Source organism: Muricauda brasiliensis, from assembly GCF_003057865.1.
Classification (GTDB): domain Bacteria; phylum Bacteroidota; class Bacteroidia; order Flavobacteriales; family Flavobacteriaceae; genus Flagellimonas; species Flagellimonas chongwuensis.
Genome location: NZ_QBTW01000011.1, coordinates 367708 through 384478, shown reverse-complemented (window position 1 = coordinate 384478; position 16771 = coordinate 367708). Strand labels below are relative to the sequence as shown.

At 36.4% G+C, this 16771-nt stretch carries 17 protein-coding genes; 16 read left to right on the top strand and 1 reads right to left on the bottom strand.

Annotated features, from left to right (window positions below; all coding sequences use genetic code 11):
• Positions 1 to 62 precede the first annotated feature (62 nt).
• From DCK90_RS07740 to purD, 16 genes are all read left to right on the top strand, one after another.
• Complete coding sequence (locus DCK90_RS07740; protein ID WP_108245609.1) at positions 63 to 647, top strand: acyltransferase; 585 nt, start codon at positions 63 to 65, stop codon at positions 645 to 647.
• On the top strand, positions 644 to 1738 hold the full coding sequence (locus DCK90_RS07735) for a DegT/DnrJ/EryC1/StrS family aminotransferase (protein WP_108245608.1): 1095 nt from the start codon (positions 644 to 646) through the stop codon (positions 1736 to 1738). The genes DCK90_RS07740 and DCK90_RS07735 overlap by 4 nt, the downstream gene beginning before the upstream one ends.
• Positions 1735 to 2673, top strand: a complete 939-nt coding sequence (locus tag DCK90_RS07730) for a Gfo/Idh/MocA family protein (protein WP_108245607.1) — start codon at positions 1735 to 1737, stop codon at positions 2671 to 2673. Before DCK90_RS07735 ends, DCK90_RS07730 begins: the two co-directional genes overlap by 4 nt.
• A gap of 14 nt (positions 2674 to 2687) precedes the next feature.
• On the top strand, positions 2688 to 3977 hold the full coding sequence (locus tag DCK90_RS07725; protein WP_108245606.1) for an oligosaccharide flippase family protein: 1290 nt from the start codon (positions 2688 to 2690) through the stop codon (positions 3975 to 3977).
• A complete protein-coding gene (locus DCK90_RS17170) occupies positions 3974 to 4591 on the top strand; it encodes an acyltransferase (protein WP_108245605.1) in 618 nt (205 codons plus the stop codon). Before DCK90_RS07725 ends, DCK90_RS17170 begins: the two co-directional genes overlap by 4 nt.
• A gap of 55 nt (positions 4592 to 4646) precedes the next feature.
• A complete protein-coding gene (hisH, locus tag DCK90_RS07715) occupies positions 4647 to 5255 on the top strand; it encodes an imidazole glycerol phosphate synthase subunit HisH (protein ID WP_108245604.1) in 609 nt (202 codons plus the stop codon).
• Complete coding sequence (locus DCK90_RS07710) at positions 5256 to 6017, top strand: AglZ/HisF2 family acetamidino modification protein (RefSeq protein WP_108245603.1); 762 nt, start codon at positions 5256 to 5258, stop codon at positions 6015 to 6017.
• 3 nt (positions 6018 to 6020) lie between these two features.
• Positions 6021 to 7145 (top strand): N-acetyl sugar amidotransferase, encoded by a 1125-nt coding sequence (locus DCK90_RS07705; protein ID WP_317046409.1) that lies wholly within the window; start codon positions 6021 to 6023, stop codon positions 7143 to 7145.
• Positions 7146 to 7369: 224 nt separating this feature from the next.
• On the top strand, positions 7370 to 8512 hold the full coding sequence (locus tag DCK90_RS07700) for a glycosyltransferase (RefSeq protein WP_159075791.1): 1143 nt from the start codon (positions 7370 to 7372) through the stop codon (positions 8510 to 8512).
• 35 nt (positions 8513 to 8547) lie between these two features.
• Complete coding sequence (locus DCK90_RS16970) at positions 8548 to 9813, top strand: O-antigen ligase family protein (RefSeq protein ID WP_108245601.1); 1266 nt, start codon at positions 8548 to 8550, stop codon at positions 9811 to 9813.
• Positions 9813 to 11039 carry a hypothetical protein gene (locus tag DCK90_RS07690; RefSeq protein WP_108245600.1) on the top strand — a complete coding sequence of 409 codons (1227 nt, stop codon included), beginning with the start codon at positions 9813 to 9815 and terminating at the stop codon, positions 11037 to 11039. The genes DCK90_RS16970 and DCK90_RS07690 overlap by 1 nt, the downstream gene beginning before the upstream one ends.
• Positions 11026 to 11835 carry a glycosyltransferase family 2 protein gene (locus tag DCK90_RS07685; RefSeq protein WP_108245599.1) on the top strand — a complete coding sequence of 270 codons (810 nt, stop codon included), beginning with the start codon at positions 11026 to 11028 and terminating at the stop codon, positions 11833 to 11835. The genes DCK90_RS07690 and DCK90_RS07685 overlap by 14 nt, the downstream gene beginning before the upstream one ends.
• A 65-nt stretch (positions 11836 to 11900) precedes the next feature.
• On the top strand, positions 11901 to 12662 hold the full coding sequence (locus DCK90_RS07680) for a glycosyltransferase family 2 protein (RefSeq protein WP_108245598.1): 762 nt from the start codon (positions 11901 to 11903) through the stop codon (positions 12660 to 12662).
• Between the two features lie 20 nt (positions 12663 to 12682).
• Positions 12683 to 14053 carry a sugar transferase gene (locus tag DCK90_RS07675; RefSeq protein WP_108245597.1) on the top strand — a complete coding sequence of 457 codons (1371 nt, stop codon included), beginning with the start codon at positions 12683 to 12685 and terminating at the stop codon, positions 14051 to 14053.
• Positions 14054 to 14058: 5 nt separating this feature from the next.
• Complete coding sequence (locus DCK90_RS07670; protein ID WP_108245596.1) at positions 14059 to 15030, top strand: UDP-glucuronic acid decarboxylase family protein; 972 nt, start codon at positions 14059 to 14061, stop codon at positions 15028 to 15030.
• 216 nt (positions 15031 to 15246) lie between these two features.
• Entirely contained in the window at positions 15247 to 16524 is a 1278-nt protein-coding gene (gene purD, locus DCK90_RS07665) for a phosphoribosylamine--glycine ligase (RefSeq protein ID WP_108245595.1), read from the top strand.
• Here purD and DCK90_RS07660 read toward each other — a convergent pair.
• Positions 16513 to 16734: a DUF6341 family protein gene (locus DCK90_RS07660; protein WP_108245594.1), complete on the bottom strand. Its 222-nt coding sequence runs from the start codon at positions 16732 to 16734 to the stop codon at positions 16513 to 16515. The two genes, purD and DCK90_RS07660, sit on opposite strands and share 12 nt — an antisense overlap.
• Positions 16735 to 16771 lie beyond the last annotated feature (37 nt).

Sequence of the window (16771 nt, the reverse complement as noted above, 5' to 3'; positions counted from 1 at the left end):
CGTAATCAATTGTTGTTAGAAACCAATTTAAATACATTGCTCTAAGATTAGAAACATTTTCAATGGATAGTGAATTTCTTTTTTTCTCTCATGAAACAGCAGTAGTAGATGATAATTGTGTAATTGGAAAAGGAACAAAAATTTGGCACTTTTCTCATATTATGTCGAACTGTAAAATAGGTGAATCATGCAATATTGGGCAAAATGTGGTTGTTTCCCCTGAGGTTGTTTTAGGAAACAACGTCAAGGTACAGAACAATGTGTCGATTTATACAGGCGTAATCTGTGAAGATGATGTTTTTTTGGGACCATCCATGGTTTTTACTAACGTAATAAACCCAAGAAGCGCCATTAATAGGCGTGCTGAGTACATGAAAACAACAGTTAGAAAAGGAGCCACCATAGGCGCCAATGCAACCGTCGTATGTGGAAATGATATAGGAGAATATGCTTTGATAGGGGCGGGAGCTGTAGTTACAAAAATGGTGCCTCCATATGCCCTGCTTGTAGGAAACCCGGCAAAGCAGATAGGATGGGTTAGTGAATACGGTCATCGGTTGGATTTTGACAATTCTGGAATGGCCACCTGCCCCGAAAGCAATCAAAAATATATACTCGAAAACAACAACGTGAAAAAGACTATATGAAAATAGACTTCGCAAATCTGGGCAAGGCGTACGAAGAGCATAGAGAAGAATTTGAAAAAGTGGCATTGGATGTAATGCGTTCTGCAAGATACATCCTTGGTGCGGAAACAGAAGATTTTGAGCAGAACCTTTCAATTTTCACAGGCAATAACCATGCACTAGGGTGCTCCTCAGGCACCGATGCTTTACTTTTGGCCCTAATGGCTATGCGCGTTAGGACAAATGATGAAATTATTACTACCCCCTTTACATTTATAGCCACAGCAGAGACCATTGCATGTTTAGGGGCAAAACCCATTTTTGTTGATATTGATGAAGAAACATATAACATTGATGCTTCAAAAATTGAACAGGCAATCACCAAAAAGACCAAAGCCATTATGCCAGTTTCTCTTTATGGGCAAATGCCAGACATGGATGAAATCAATGCAATAGCTGAAAAGTATGATTTGGCAGTAATTGAAGATGCCGCTCAAAGCTTTGGGGCTACGTATAAAGGGAAAAGAAGCTGCAATGTTTCTACATTTGGGTGCACCAGTTTTTTCCCCGCCAAACCCTTAGGCTGCTTTGGAGATGGAGGTGCAGTTTTTGCCACCAATGAAGAAGATTATGAAAAAATGAAGGCTATGCGCATACATGGCCAAGTGGAAAGATATACGCATCATTATATTGGGATGGGGGGTAGATTGGATAACTTGCAAGCTGCAATTTTGAATGTGAAGTTGAAGACCTATGAAAGTGATATTTCAAGAAGGCAGGCGGTCGCAATGAAGTATTGTGACAAACTTTCCGGAAGTATTATAAAGCCAACCATAAAAGCAGATAGGACATCGGTATGGGCCCAATATACGGTCAGGATAAAGAACAGGGACAGAATACAAAAAGAATTGAAGGAGTCGGGAATTCCGACAGCAGTCCATTATCCCATCCCGATGCACCTTCAAAAGTGCTTTTCTTACTTAGGATATAAGGCTGGTGATTTTCCGGTTTCTGAAAAATGTGCTCAAGAAGTAATGAGTCTTCCGATGAACCCGTATTTGGAAGAAGCCGAAATAGATTATATAACAACAAATCTTAATACTATTTTATGAAGAACTTTGCATTGATTGGTGCAGCTGGATATATAGCTCCGCGACACATGAAAGCAATCAAGGATACAGGAAACAACCTTCTTGCTGCTTATGATAAGGGAGATAGTGTGGGCATCATAGATTCACACTTTCCGAATGCCGATTTTTTTGTTGAATTTGAACGTTTTGATCGACATATTGAAAAATTAAAATATGAGAAAAGCACTTTCTTGGACTATGTTAGCATATGTTCGCCAAATTATTTGCACGATGCCCATATAAGGTTTGCCCTAAGGAGCGGCGCCGATGCCATATGCGAAAAACCATTGGTGCTAAATCCTTGGAACATTGACAAACTCAAAAAAGTCGAAGAAAATACAGGAAAAAGAGTATATAATATTCTCCAGCTAAGGGTCCACCCAAGTATTATAGCCATGCGAGAAAAAGTGGCCAAGGCAGATAAGGACACAAAGTTCGATGTTGATTTAACCTACCTGACCTCAAGAGGACATTGGTACCAGACCTCATGGAAAGGCGATGTGAGCAAATCCGGAGGAATTGCCACCAATATAGGAGTTCACTTTTATGATATGCTTTCTTGGATATTTGGTAATGTACAGGAAAACGTAGTACATGTTCACGAAAAAGATCGTGCCGCAGGTTATTTGGAATTTGAAAACGCTAGGGTAAGATGGTTTTTGTCCATTAATTCAAAATATCTTCCAAAAGAGGTCAAGGACAAAGGGCAAACAACCTTTAGGTCCATCACCATTAATGGCGAAGAATTGGAGTTTAGCGGTGGTTTTACCGATTTGCACACCATGGTCTACAAGGATATTTTGAATGGTAAAGGCTATGGATTGGAGGCCGCTAGGACCGCCATTGAAATAGTACACGATATAAGGAATGCGAAGCCAAAAGGTAAAAAAGGAGATTTTCATTCTTTTCTGTCTTAAAAGATAATTTTTAAATGGGGCCAAAGATTAATTTAAAGTCGGAATTTGTTAAAAATGTAGCGACTGTAATGACGGGTACCGCTTTTTCACAAGTGGTTGCTTTGGCTGTAACCCCAATATTGACTCGTAACTATATACCAGAGGACTTTGGGTTTTTACTTATTTATATAAGCATACTGTCAATAATTGGCACAATGTCAACAGGTAAGTTTGAACAGGCTATTTTGCTTGTGAGCGAAAAGGATGCCCTCAAAAAACTCGTTTATATTTCATTTTCAATAAGTGTAGGTGTATCATTAGTATTAGGGGCGGTCTTGTTTTTTGGGAAAAAGTTGCTGATAAGGTATTTAGAATTGGATGTTACACTATATAGTTGGTTGTATACATTAACAGGTTTAATTATTATTTATTCCTTTTATACCGTATTCAGTGTCATATTGAATTTACAGAAACGATTTAAGCGTTTAACAGTGGCCAAAATGATTAAATCAATTACCAGTGTTATAATAAGTTTAGTGTGTATTTTTTTTTTAAAGGATGCCAGGGGATTGATTCTTGGAGAGTTTATGGGTTATTTGTTTGCCACAATTTTTGTAATTGCAGTTAATAAAGAGATGTTTATTTTTAAGAAGGAAACCAGAAAAGGGTCTTTACAAATAGCTAAAAGATATAAAAATTTCCCACTTTTCAACATACCATCGGAGTTCATGAATATGGCTTCGGCTCAAATGCCTGTTTTTTTCTTAACCACATATTTTGGACCAACTATTACTGGATTTTATTCGCTAATGAAACGCGTACTTGATGCTCCAATTAATTTGTTCTCAAAATCAATTCTAGAAGTTTTCCGACAAAAAGCAGCAGAACAATACGTAATACAAGGAGAGTGCAAAAAGTTGTTTAAAAGTACAGCTAAACATTTATTTTTAATTGCCATTATACCCTTTACAACATTGTTCTTTTTAGCCCCACAATTGTTTTCATTTGTTTTCGGTGAGGAATGGTATATTGCCGGGGAGTACGCAAAAATTTTCGCGGTTTTCTATTTTTTCAAATTCGTATCTAGTCCTTTAAGTTATATGTTTTATATCGCCGAAAAGCAAAAGATAGACTTCCTATTGCATTTATATATATTCTTTTCTTCAATAATTATTTTGAATTTGCCAATAGCAATTGATATAAACGACGAAAAAATGCTATGGATTTATTGTATTAATTTTATTTTCATTTACCTACTATATTTTTTTATCTCACTTAAATTGGCTTCAGGGAAGAATGATTTTGATAAAACTAAGTTTGTATGAAACAGATAAAGAGAATAGTGTATAAGATACTTGCCTTAATTCCGTTCACAAAATTTTTTTACGAAACCAGACAAACACAAACCCCCATAACCATAAGAATTTGGTTTACGCAGAAAATACTTGGATTTAATAGGTCAGTGTATTGGCCGGTACATTTTACGAGTATTGTGGGCTTCTATCGGAATATTTATGCAGGTATTGATACTTCCCCTGGGTACTCCCCTGGATGCTATATACAAGGTGGGGGAAAGGTTTACATTGGAGATTACACTCAAATTGCCCCGAATGTTGGAATAATTAGTGCAAATCATGATTTGTACGACTCTAGGGAACATGTGATTGGTGAGGTACGTATCGGAAAATATTGTTGGATAGGGATGAACGCGGTGATACTGCCCAATGTTTCATTAGGGGATTTCACCATAGTCGCCGCAGGCGCGATTGTTACCAAGTCTTTCCCAGAAGGGTATTGTGTTATTGGAGGTAATCCAGCTAAGATTATCAAGAGTCTAGACAAGGAAAAGTGTGTTCCGTTTCATAATGAGTACGAGTATAATGGGTACATAAAGAATGGCAATTTCGAAAAATTCAGGCATAGAAACCTGAACATATAGTAAACATGGATTTTAATTGGCCATGATAAAAGCGGTAAGTTGATTAATTGAACTTATGATAACAATAGTAGATTATAAAGTTGGCAATCTAGGCTCTATACAAAATATGTTGAAGAGGTTAGGCTGTTCTTCTGTCGTAACATCCGATCCTGAGCAAATTAGTAGTGCCGAAAAGTTAATTTTACCTGGGGTTGGGTCCTTCGATTCAGGTGTGAGCAGTATCAAAGAACATAACTTATGGGATGTCTTGAACCAAAAGGTGACAAATGAGAAAACACCTGTTTTGGGCATATGTCTCGGCATGCAGTTATTGTGTAACAAAAGTGAAGAGGGGAAAGAAAGAAGTTTTGGCTGGATTGATGCTGATGTAATTAAGTTCAATCCCACTGACAAACAATTTAAGACCCCACACATGGGTTGGAATTATGTAGTAGCAGAGCAACCAAGTAAACTTTTTGAAAACATGTACAAAAACCCAAAATTTTACTTCGTTCACTCGTACTATGTGAAGTCATATGATAATAGTTGTATAGGCAAGACCACTCATGATATAACGTTTGACTCGGTCTTGGAAAAAGATAATATTTTGGGCACTCAGTTTCACCCCGAGAAAAGCCATAAATTTGGAATGAAATTATTACAAAATTTTATTGAAAGGTACTAGATGTCATTAAAACGAATTATTCCATGTTTGTTATTACGGGATAGTGGGCTGGTAAAGACTGTAAAGTTTAAAAAAACTACTTATATCGGCGATCCAATAAATGCCGTGAAAATATTCAATGAGAAGGAGGTGGATGAATTAATTTTTTTGGATATTGACGCAACTCGAAACAAAACAGAGCCTCCTTATCAGGCGATTCAAGATATTGCAACAGAATGTTTTATGCCCTTTTGCTACGGTGGCGGTGTAAATAACGTGGAACAGATTCGAAAACTTTTAGCTTCTGGTGCGGAGAAAATTGCAATCAATACTGCAGCCTTTAAAGACCCTAACTTTATTAGGAATGCTGTAAGTATCTTCGGCAGTTCCACAATTGTGGTATCCATCGACTATAAGAAAAACTTATTCGGCAAACCTGTGGTATATGTTAACGGCGGACGTACCAGTACAAAAAAAAATCTTTTAAACTATGTCAAGGAAATTGAGATGTTGGGGGTAGGTGAAATACTCCTAAATTCTATTGATAGGGATGGTACAATGGAAGGGTATGATATTGGTATGATAAAGGATGTTTCTGTTTCTGTCGAAATTCCGGTAGTGGCTTGTGGGGGAGCAGGAAATATGGATGATTTGAAGCAGGTTTTAGCACAGACTGAAGTCACCGGTGTGGCTGCGGGCAGTATGTTTATATATCAAGGTAAAAAACGAGGGGTATTGATTTCTTACCCTAATCAGGAAGAGATAAAAAATATAATCAATTAAATAATGGTAATGGACAGAGCATATCGAATATGCAAAAGATGCATCATGGATACTAGCGATCCCGAAATCGTTTTTGACGATAAAGGCAATTGTAACCATTGTACCGATGCCTTGGCTCAATCTAAAACGAGTTGGTTCCCCAATAGCCAAGGTGAAGAAAAATTAATGGCAATTGTGGATAAGATCAAGAAGACCCAAAAACGTAAAGAATATGATTGTATAATTGGTCTAAGTGGTGGAGTTGACAGTTCTTATTTGGCATATAAAGTTGTTCAACTTGGTCTTAAACCGTTGGTGGTCCATGTGGACTGTGGATGGAATTCTGAACTTGCAGTACAGAACGTACAGAATATCGTTCAAAAACTTAATCTTGACCTACATACACATGTGGTTAATTGGGAAGAAATGAAAGATTTGCAACTGGCTTTTTTTAAGGCAAATGTCGCAAACCAAGATGTTCCCCAAGATCATGCTATTTTTGCAGCATTATACAGTTATGCGGTAAAGAATAATATCAAGTATGTTTTTAACGGCTATAATTTTGCAACAGAATGTATTCTGCCCAAAGCCTGGGGATATAAGGCAATGGATTACAAGAGTTTAAAATCGATTCATAAAAAGTTTGGAAAGAAAAAGCTTAGAAAGTTTCCATATGTGACTTATTTCAGAAGGTTCATTTATTTTAGATATATACGTAAGATGAAAATTGTAATGCCTCTTAACTTGATGCCTTATGACAAAGAACAGGCAATGAAAGAGATGGAACAGAAGCTGAATTGGCAATATTATGGGGGAAAGCATCATGAATCTAGGTTTACCAAATTTTTCCAGGCGTATTATTTGCCCCATAAATTTGGATATGATAAAAGAAGAGCTCATTTGTCAAGCCTTATAGTTTCAGGACAGCTTTCTAGGAACGAGGCTTTGGAAGAAATGAAAATCGAGATATATCCAAACAATTCTCATATAACAGATATGGAGTATGTGGCAAAGAAACTAGGTGTTTCTAATGAAGAATTTGAAAGAATCATAGCAATGCCTAATAGAACCTATACGGATTACCCAAATAACGAATGGCTTTTTAATTTAGGCCTTGATATTAAGAATAAATTCTTTTCTAAGAATTAGCGATGTTAAAAATAGCACATTGTTTGATTAGGGTCATATGTTTGAATACAATATTGGGGAAAGACACCAATATTTTAAATCGAATTTTGATAGGCAGGAATATATTCGACTGAGAAAGTAAAAATCTTAAATGAATCATGTCAAAATAAAAAGGCATGATTAAGCTTACATGCTTTACGTATTGTAATCTTGAGGCGTTCTTCATTATAACAAAAAGGATTTCAATGAGAATCGTATATTTTGCCCAAATAGCTATACATAAAAACAACGGGGTTTTAAATAAAATAAACAATCAAATTGAGGCGTGGATGTCTTTGGGGCATGATGTGCAACTGGTTATTTTAACCAGTGACACTGGGGTTAACTTTAAAAGTACCGCATTCTCAAATCTATATGAAAATGGAAGGGTAAATGTATTTACTATAAAGTCCCGAGGGTCAATCCCTATCGATATTATTAAAGATTGGGCGAATTTTGACTCAAGTTTCAAACAGGCAAAAAAGTTAATGGATGCGTATAACCCCGACATTGTATATGCAAGATATGGCTTTTACCAACCTTTATACCGTAGAATAGGAGCAAGGTTCAAATTGATTGTTGAAATAAACACCAACTTTCATTCGGAGTATTATCTATTAAGAACAAAAAATATCAAGCGATACTTTAAGTACCTTTATTTTAGGGCAACGAACCCTCTTTTTTTAAGGGGTATTTCAGGCGTGGCCGCTGTAACAAATGAGATTGCCAAAGAATACAAGGGATTGCCCACCAAAGTATTTCCTAACTCTTTAAAGGTTTCAAATTATAAAGCTGAAAGGCCGACAAACCCCTCAAACAGCTATAGTTTGGTTTTTTTAGGAACACCAGGCATGTCCTGGCACGGTATAGACACTTTACTGAATCTTGCTGAAATTCTTTCATATGTTAGGTTTAATATCATAGGATATGATGAGAATGATTTGCGGGAAGTGCCAAAAAATGTATTTCTTCATGGGTTTTTGGAAAAAAAGGACTATTTAAAAATAGTGTTAAACTCTACAGCTGCTATAGGCACACTTGCCTTACATAGGAAAGGCATGAAAGAGGCTTGTCCCTTAAAAGTAAGGGAATATATGGCTTGCTGTAAACCGTTGATACTCCCGTATGATGAAACGGCTTTTGAATTATACGGTTATCCCGAATGGACGTTGGTTGTAGATTTTCAAAAGGATTCCATTGAAAAAGTGGCCGAACAAGTGAATACCTTTTTAGGTCGATGTCATACATTTAGCATCACCCAAGAAGAGGTACTTAAATATATAGACGTTTCTGTAATTGAACAAAAGCGACTTGACTTTTTTAAAGAGGTAATTAGGATTAAATTATGATCTCTGCAAATCAACCTAACTGATATGTTTCATATATGAGCAAGCAAGAAAAAGCATACTATGCTCGGCCGTACTTGAAAAAGTTCTTTATACCTCACATTAGATCTAAAATTGTCCATTGTTTGATTTTTGTTTATGTCCTATCTATCTTTTTTCTTGAGCTCACATTGATTCCCAACAGGATTGCCCTATTTGCGATGCTGTTGTACGCCATGGGGAGTGCCTTTTACCAAAAACCAAGTATTTCTTGGGATGCATCATCGACAATCACTCAGGGTTTTTTCTTTCTGCCCTTTTTATTTTTTGTGATTAACGGATGTAATATGAGGCCTTTTATGCTTAATAGTATAATCCCAGTTTTCTTTTTTATTTTTTCCACAAGGGCATTCCGAGAAAGTAGCTCCACAGATTATTTATACAGTACATTGAACATTTCTGTATGTATCGTTTTTGTCATTTGCATGAGCAGTGTATTATTAAAGATTTCAGATGACCTACCCGTCTATTGGTGGAATGATTTTGTACACCGATCTTTAGTATCGGTTCTTAATTTTCATCCGAGTTACTTATCACTATTTGTTTTGATAGCCATTAATGGAAATTTAAATAAATTGTACCAGAATATCTCGAAAGGTACACTTTATAAGGGCACCCTGTTTTACCTTATTATAACGACTGTTTTTTTGGTACTCATTGCCGCTAAAATGGCCTATATCATTCTATTTGTGTTTTATATACTATTCTTGAGGCGGTTATTTGCCATAAGAAAATTTAAATGGACATTTAGTTTTTTATTGGGATTAATGGTTGTTTCTATTATCATGTACAAAACCTTACCATCAATAAAGGACAGAGTTACCGTGGATTACAGAACATTCGTAAAAAACGACTTCGCTTGGGATAACAAAAGTCCAGCTTCGGAAAGAATCTATATCTGGCGAACTAGTACGGAAATTATCAAACGTTATCCGCTTGGGCAATTCTGTAAAGATACAAAAAACCTGATATGGGCAAAAATGGAAAAGGCTAATAAACAAGTGTTGGAGGAAAAGAATGCACATAACAATTTTTTAGAATTTGGATTGCGCTATGGTGTGTTCGGTATTTTGTTAATAGTATTATTTCTAATACTTTCATTTCGTTTGATCTTGAAACATCAAGATTTTTTGTTTTTAGGGGTGTTCTTAATTTTCGTGTTCTTTTCATTGACCGAAAGTACGGCCGTACGAGAACTCGGGGTGATTTATATGGCGTTTTTTTATCAGTATCATGTTATAAACCCGGATAAAAAAGAATCTTAATGATTGAAGCAAAGGACTTGTTGGCAATAGATGTGTTTGGCTTAGTACTTTTTAGTGTTTACACAATATTATTTTTTTTAATCTACTTTTTTCTTTTGCAGAAAGAAAAGCTTAATAGTTTATTTAACATTTCATTAGTTATCACTTCTTTTCTTTTGCCAATTATTTTTTTTTTACTCAATGAAGTCTTTAAAATTAAGTCTAATCCACCGGATACAGTGGTTTATGCTAGTTTGATAAATGATTTTAGCTCCTATTTTAATTTATATTCCTTTGGGGTAAAAAGCTTTTCTATTTTAAATTTTATTCAATACAAATTATGTTTTGAAAGACCTTTTGTGTTCATAGTTTTTAATGTATTTTACTATCAATTAGCAATTTTTTTCTTTTTTAAAGCTTTTAAACTATACATTAACCATCAACGGAGGTTGGTGTATAATCCGAAAGGATTGTTTTCTGTTATGGTTATATTTTCGGAAATATATCCTTTAGCGCTTATTTTAAATGCCAGTATATTACGTGAGTCTATGGCTCTTATGTTCTTAGCAATGTTTAGCTACTTTATGATCAAATACATTGTAACGACCAAAAACACTATGGCTATGACACTTTTCGTTTTAACGCCTATTTTTATTATTCGCCCGCTAACCGGTGTATGTGCGACATTAGCTCTTTTTATGGGATACTGCTATAAAAACAAACTCTATACCTTACGGAATTTTGTTTGGTTAATTGTAATAATTTTAATTGCAGACTTTGGTTTAAAAATGATTGTTTCTAGCTTATACCAAATAGATTTTAATTTAAGTTGGCTGATATCCTATCGTGATGCATCTAACACAAAATTTGGAGATGAGGGTTACTCTACAATGAACTGGACAGGTCCATTTGCTTATATCAAGAACATTTTTCTTTTGATTTTACAATATTTGTTTTCCCCTCTTCCAATTTTAGTTTCCCCAGCCGTTACAATGAATAAAGTAATTCCATTGATTGATTCTTTCTATATTATCATTGTCTTAATTGCTCCAATTTGTTTGTTTTATAAAAAATACATGAATGGTTGGTTGGGGCTATTTTTAATTTTTCTAATTATTCCGGCTTTGTTTGAAACAAATATTTCAGGAGCGTATAGACACCGGATGAGTGCAGTTTTCTTTTTGATACCACTAGTGTCACATATTGTACTAACTTTCAAATTGCCTAGTGATTATGGTAGAGGCTAGAATAACCATAATGGTTTCAACCGTTGACTGTAACATCCTTTCTAATCCAAAACTACTATCGACTCCGCTTCATAAAGGACTAACTATGCTTGTTATCAACCAAAAACTCAGTAGAAGTGAGGATTTAATACTTACAAATAAATTTATTGATGTAATTAACACTAATACTAGAGGTTTGTCACAAAGCAGAAACGTTGGTTTAGATAATCTAAAAAGCGATTTTTTGTTAATTGCTGACGATGATGTTTATTATGAAAGGAACTTTGAAGCAACAATAAGGGAATCAATTGAAAAATTTAATGATGCGGCTGGATTTACTTACCAAATACGTACCCCTGATGAAAAATTGTTCAAAAAATATAAACCTAGCTATTTTGTACATAATCGGAAATCTATTCTCAAGGTTTCTTCAATATCACTATTGTTGAATTTTGCTAGGTTAAATGAAACCGGACTTAGATTCGACATGAATTTTGGCCTTGGAAATAAGTATCCAACTGGCGAAGAGAACATATTTTTGAATGACTTGATAGGCAAAGGAGAAATCCTATATTATATTCCCAAGGTAATTGTTTACCATCCAAAGGAAAGCTCGGGTTCCAATATCAATGAAGAACTTATTTTTTCTAAAGGGGCCTTATTCCATAGAATGTATGGGCAATATGGTTTTTTGGCCATATTATTATTTCTTTTCAAGAAAAAGGGTCTTCAGGCCTTCGGGAACAATGCAAAGTTATTGTTAGCTGGAGTAAGAGGGTTCATAGAGTATGGAAAGGAAAAAAGAAGTTTGGAGTGATGAAAATTTATTGAAAATCATAAATTAAAAAATAATCAAACTATTCAAAGTAACGAATTATAAATATGAGAGAAGATTGTAAATATCATCTTGTATCCATTGTGACACCAGTTTACAATTCTGAAAAATATTTAGCCCAAAATATTAAATCTGTACAATTACAAACACATACAAGCTTGGAACACATATTGGTGGATGATTGCTCAACTGATAATTCGGCTCAGATAATTAAACATTTTGCAGAAAAAGACAATAGGATACGGTATGTCAAGCTTTCAGAGAACAGTGGAGCTGGTGTAGCTAGGAACAAAGCTATTGAATTGGCTAAGGGAGACTATATTGCTTTTTTGGACAGTGATGATCTCTGGTATCCTGATAAGCTTAAAAAACAACTCGCTTTTATGCAAGCAAACAATTACCCGTTTACTTTTACGGCTTATGACAAAATTGATATAGCGGGCAAATTGCTTGGCAAACAAGTGAATGCGAAGCGAAAAGTAACGTATAAGTCCGCATTGTACAAAAATCCCATAGGTTGTTTAACTGTAATATACAGTATCTCTTTTTTCGGGAAACAATACATGCCAAAAATTAGAAAAAGACAAGATTATGCCCTTTGGTTGAAGTTGCTCAAAAAAACGGATGCCTATGGTATACAACAATGTCTTTCTTCTTACAGAGTGGGTAACGAATCCATATCTTCAAATAAATTCAAACTATTGACATACGAATGGAGAATTTACAGGGATATCGAAGGGCTATCCAGAATGAAATCAGTTTTTTATCTTATTTCGGCAATTTTAATAAAACTGAAAAGCTACTTTTGAAGTAGTTTAACCTTTACAGAATGTCCAGACCGTCCATACTAAATTCCATAGAAAGAAAATTTATTCTTCTAGTAGGCGATATGCTTATTGTATTGACTTCTCTAAATCTTTTAATAAACCATGCCATTGATAAGCAGTTTGTTTCACTTGACTTAAAGGTTTCTGTTTTTGGTTTTGGAGTTTTCACTTACGTTGCTCTATCGTACATTTTGGACTTTTATAATTTGGAAAAAGTGGCTAAAAGGCGATATGTATTGTCCCAATCAGTATACATATCATCCTTATATGTATTTCTGGTATTTATCTTGACAGTGTTTACCTTTGATGTCAGTTTTTGGAGGATACCTTTATTGTCTTTTTTATTGTTAACCCCAATTGAAATAGGACTTTGGAGGCTCTTTTTCAGTAATATTTTCAAAATTATCCCCACAACTAAGAATGTTCTTTATTTGTATGACGAGAAGGCCGAAGAAAATTTAAAAGAACACTTGGATTATATAAATGGTGACGAAATCAATACTTATTATAAAGTAAAGCTAACTTTTGGCATTAATAATAGCCAACCTTCATTTCAAAAGAAAACCTTTCTGGAGGCAATTGAAAAGGTGGACGCATGGATTCTAAACTTAAGGAACTATGACAATTTACCACAATCAATTGAAGATATGCTACTGGATTCTATTTTAAAAGGCAAGGAGGTCATTTCATATACTTCTTTTTACGAAAACACTTATGAGGCAATGCCAATTAAATCTCACCATCACAGTTTTTACGAATTGCTTCGGCTTCGAAATAAAAAAATTAGGTACTTACAGGTAGTGTTCAGTTTTTTGGTCAATTTCACTTTATCATTTTTAGTAGGGATGGTTTTCTTTTTGGTTTGTCCATTCGTTTGGCTTTTAAACCTATTTTTTAACCAAGGACCACTGTTCTATACGCAGTCGCGAGTTGGTCAGTTTGGAAAGGAATTTAAAATCTATAAATTTAGGTCAATGGTGGTTGATGCTGAAAAGACTGGAGCAAAGATGGCTCGAAAGAATGATGCAAGAATCACTCCATTTGGAAAAATTTTAAGAACCTTCAGGATAGATGAGCTTCCTCAAATAATTTCAGTTATTCAAGGGAACATGACATTTATTGGACCTCGACCCGAGAGAAAGGTGTTCGTTGACCAATTAAATAAAAAAATGCCATTTTATGGTATTAGACATTTATTTAAACCAGGTATAACGGGATGGGCTCAAGTAAAATATAAGTACGGTGAAAACTTAGAAGATTCTATAAGGAAGCTTGAATATGATTTATACTATATAAAAAACAGGTCAATAACTTTGGACTTAAGAATAATCTTTAAAACAATAACAACAGTTTTATTTTCAAGGGGCGTATAGAGAATATGAAAAAAACACTCATCACAGGAGCAGCCGGGTTTTTAGGATCACACCTTTGTGATCGGTTTATTGCCGAAGGCCACCACGTCATAGGCATGGATAACCTGATTACAGGGGATATCAAGAACATAGAGCACCTGTTCCACCTAAAGCGGTTTGAGTTCTTCCATCACGATGTTACCAAGTTTGTCCATGTTCCGGGCAAGATGGATTACATCCTTCACTTTGCCTCGCCCGCAAGTCCCATCGACTACCTTAAAATTCCCATTGAAACACTAAAGGTTGGCTCTTTGGGAACTTTGAACTTATTGGGGCTCGCAAGAGATCATGGTGCACGAATTCTGGTGGCTTCCACATCAGAGGTTTATGGAGATCCACTGGTACACCCACAAAACGAGGATTATTACGGAAACGTGAGTCCCATTGGGCCGCGAGGAGTATATGATGAGGCCAAACGCTTTATGGAGTCCATAACCATGGCCTATCACCGGCACCATGGTCTGGACACGCGTATCGTACGGATTTTCAACACATATGGATCTCGTATGCGGCTCAACGATGGCCGTGTGGTTCCCGCTTTTATGGGCCAGGCTCTTCGTGGAGAGGATTTGACCGTTTTTGGAGATGGTTCACAATCCCGTTCCTTTACCTATATCGATGATCAAATCGAGGGTATTTACCGCCTTTTGATGAGCGATTATGTGGAACCCATCAACATCGGAAACCCCGATGAAACCACAATTTTGGAGTTTGCTGAAGAGATTATCAAGCTAACGGGAACCGACCAGAAAATTGTTTTTAAACCCTTGCCACAAGATGACCCCATGCAACGTCAGCCCGATATTTCCCGGGCCAAGGAAATCTTGGATTGGGAGCCCAAGGTGCATCGTTCCGAAGGACTCAAAAAAGTATTCGAATACTTTAAATCCCTTTCGGATGAAAAGTTATGGGAGGCCCACAGAGAGTTTTTACCATAAATCATTCGTCAAATGTCATTTCGAAAAGAGGAGCGAAGAGACGATTGAGAAATCTGACTTATTGTAGATTTCTCGCATTCGCTCGAAATGACAACCACGCTCAGTAACGGCTTAGTGGAAATTTGTGTAATTCGTGTCGAAAACTAAGCCTAGATCATTTGCAAATAACCCTTAAATTAAATTTGAATTGAGTTATTTTTGCCAAAACATCAAATCATGAATATCCTGGTCTTGGGTTCTGGCGGTCGCGAACATGCCATTTCCCTTAAAATCTCTCAAAGTCCTAAAACATCCAAACTTTTTGTAGTGCCCGGCAACGCGGGCACCTCTCAAATTGCCATAAATGTTGAGGTGGGCGTGAACGATTTTGAAGCCATCAAGCAATTGGTACTCAAAGAAAGCATCGAATTGGTGGTGGTTGGGCCGGAAGATCCATTGGTAAATGGTGTACATGATTTCTTCTTGAATGATGCTGACTTAAAATCCATTCCCGTAATCGGACCGGAAAAAGCTGCGGCAGAACTGGAAGGCAGCAAGGAATTTGCCAAGGAATTTATGATGAGGCACAATATTCCAACGGCAGCTTACCAAAGTTTTACCAGTGAATCATTGGAGGCAGGATATTCATTCTTGGAAACTTTAAAGCCACCGTATGTTTTAAAAGCAGATGGTCTGGCCGCCGGAAAAGGGGTTTTGATCCTCCAAGATCTGCAAGAGGCCAAGGATGAACTCAAGTCCATGCTGGTTGATTCCAAATTCGGGAACGCAAGCGCCACGGTAGTCATAGAAGAGTTCTTGGACGGTATCGAACTGAGCTGTTTTGTACTGACCGATGGCACCAATTATAAAATCCTTCCCACCGCGAAAGATTACAAAAGGATAGGTGAAGGAGACACAGGACTCAACACAGGCGGTATGGGGGCCATTTCCCCAGTTCCTTTTGCCGATTCAATCTTTATGGACAAGATAGAGCGCCAAATCGTAAAACCGACCGTAGACGGCCTTAAAACGGATAATTTGCCTTATGTGGGCTTTATCTTTATAGGGTTGATAAAAGTCGGCGATGAGCCCAAAGTAATCGAGTACAACGTTCGTATGGGAGATCCCGAGACCGAGGTGGTGATTCCTCGCCTTAAAAGTGATTTGGTGGATGTCTTGGTTGCAATGGCCAAAGGAACTTTAGATCAAGTTGACCTTCAAATCGACGAAAGAACCGCAACCACGGTGATGGCCGTTTCTGGAGGATATCCCGAGGCTTACGAAAAAGGCAAGGAAATCACTGGGGCGGAAAACATCCAAGATTCTATTGTTTTCCATGCCGGAACAAAACTATCCGAAGGAAAGGTAGTGACCAATGGTGGTCGTGTAATAGCAGTTACTTCCTTTGGAAAAGATTTTAAGGAAGCACTGAAAACATCCTATCAAAATATGGAAAAACTCCATTTTGATGGAATGTATTACCGAAAAGATTTAGGGTTCGATCTAGATGTATGAGTGGGAGCTTATGCTCTTGTCCTCTTCACCGTTCTCGTTGAAAATCTTCAACTGGCCCATCCAATAGACCATCGCCACAAAACCGATGATCATAAAAATCCAGTTAATGGAGTTGGAACCCCACCAGCTGTGCATAAAGCGGAAAAAATCTAATGGTGCGAAAAGGTAGTTTACAAATAAGTCCTCTATACCGTAAAAAAACTTGCTCATCTTGGCTATATTTACTTTACAAAAGTAGCAAAAGATA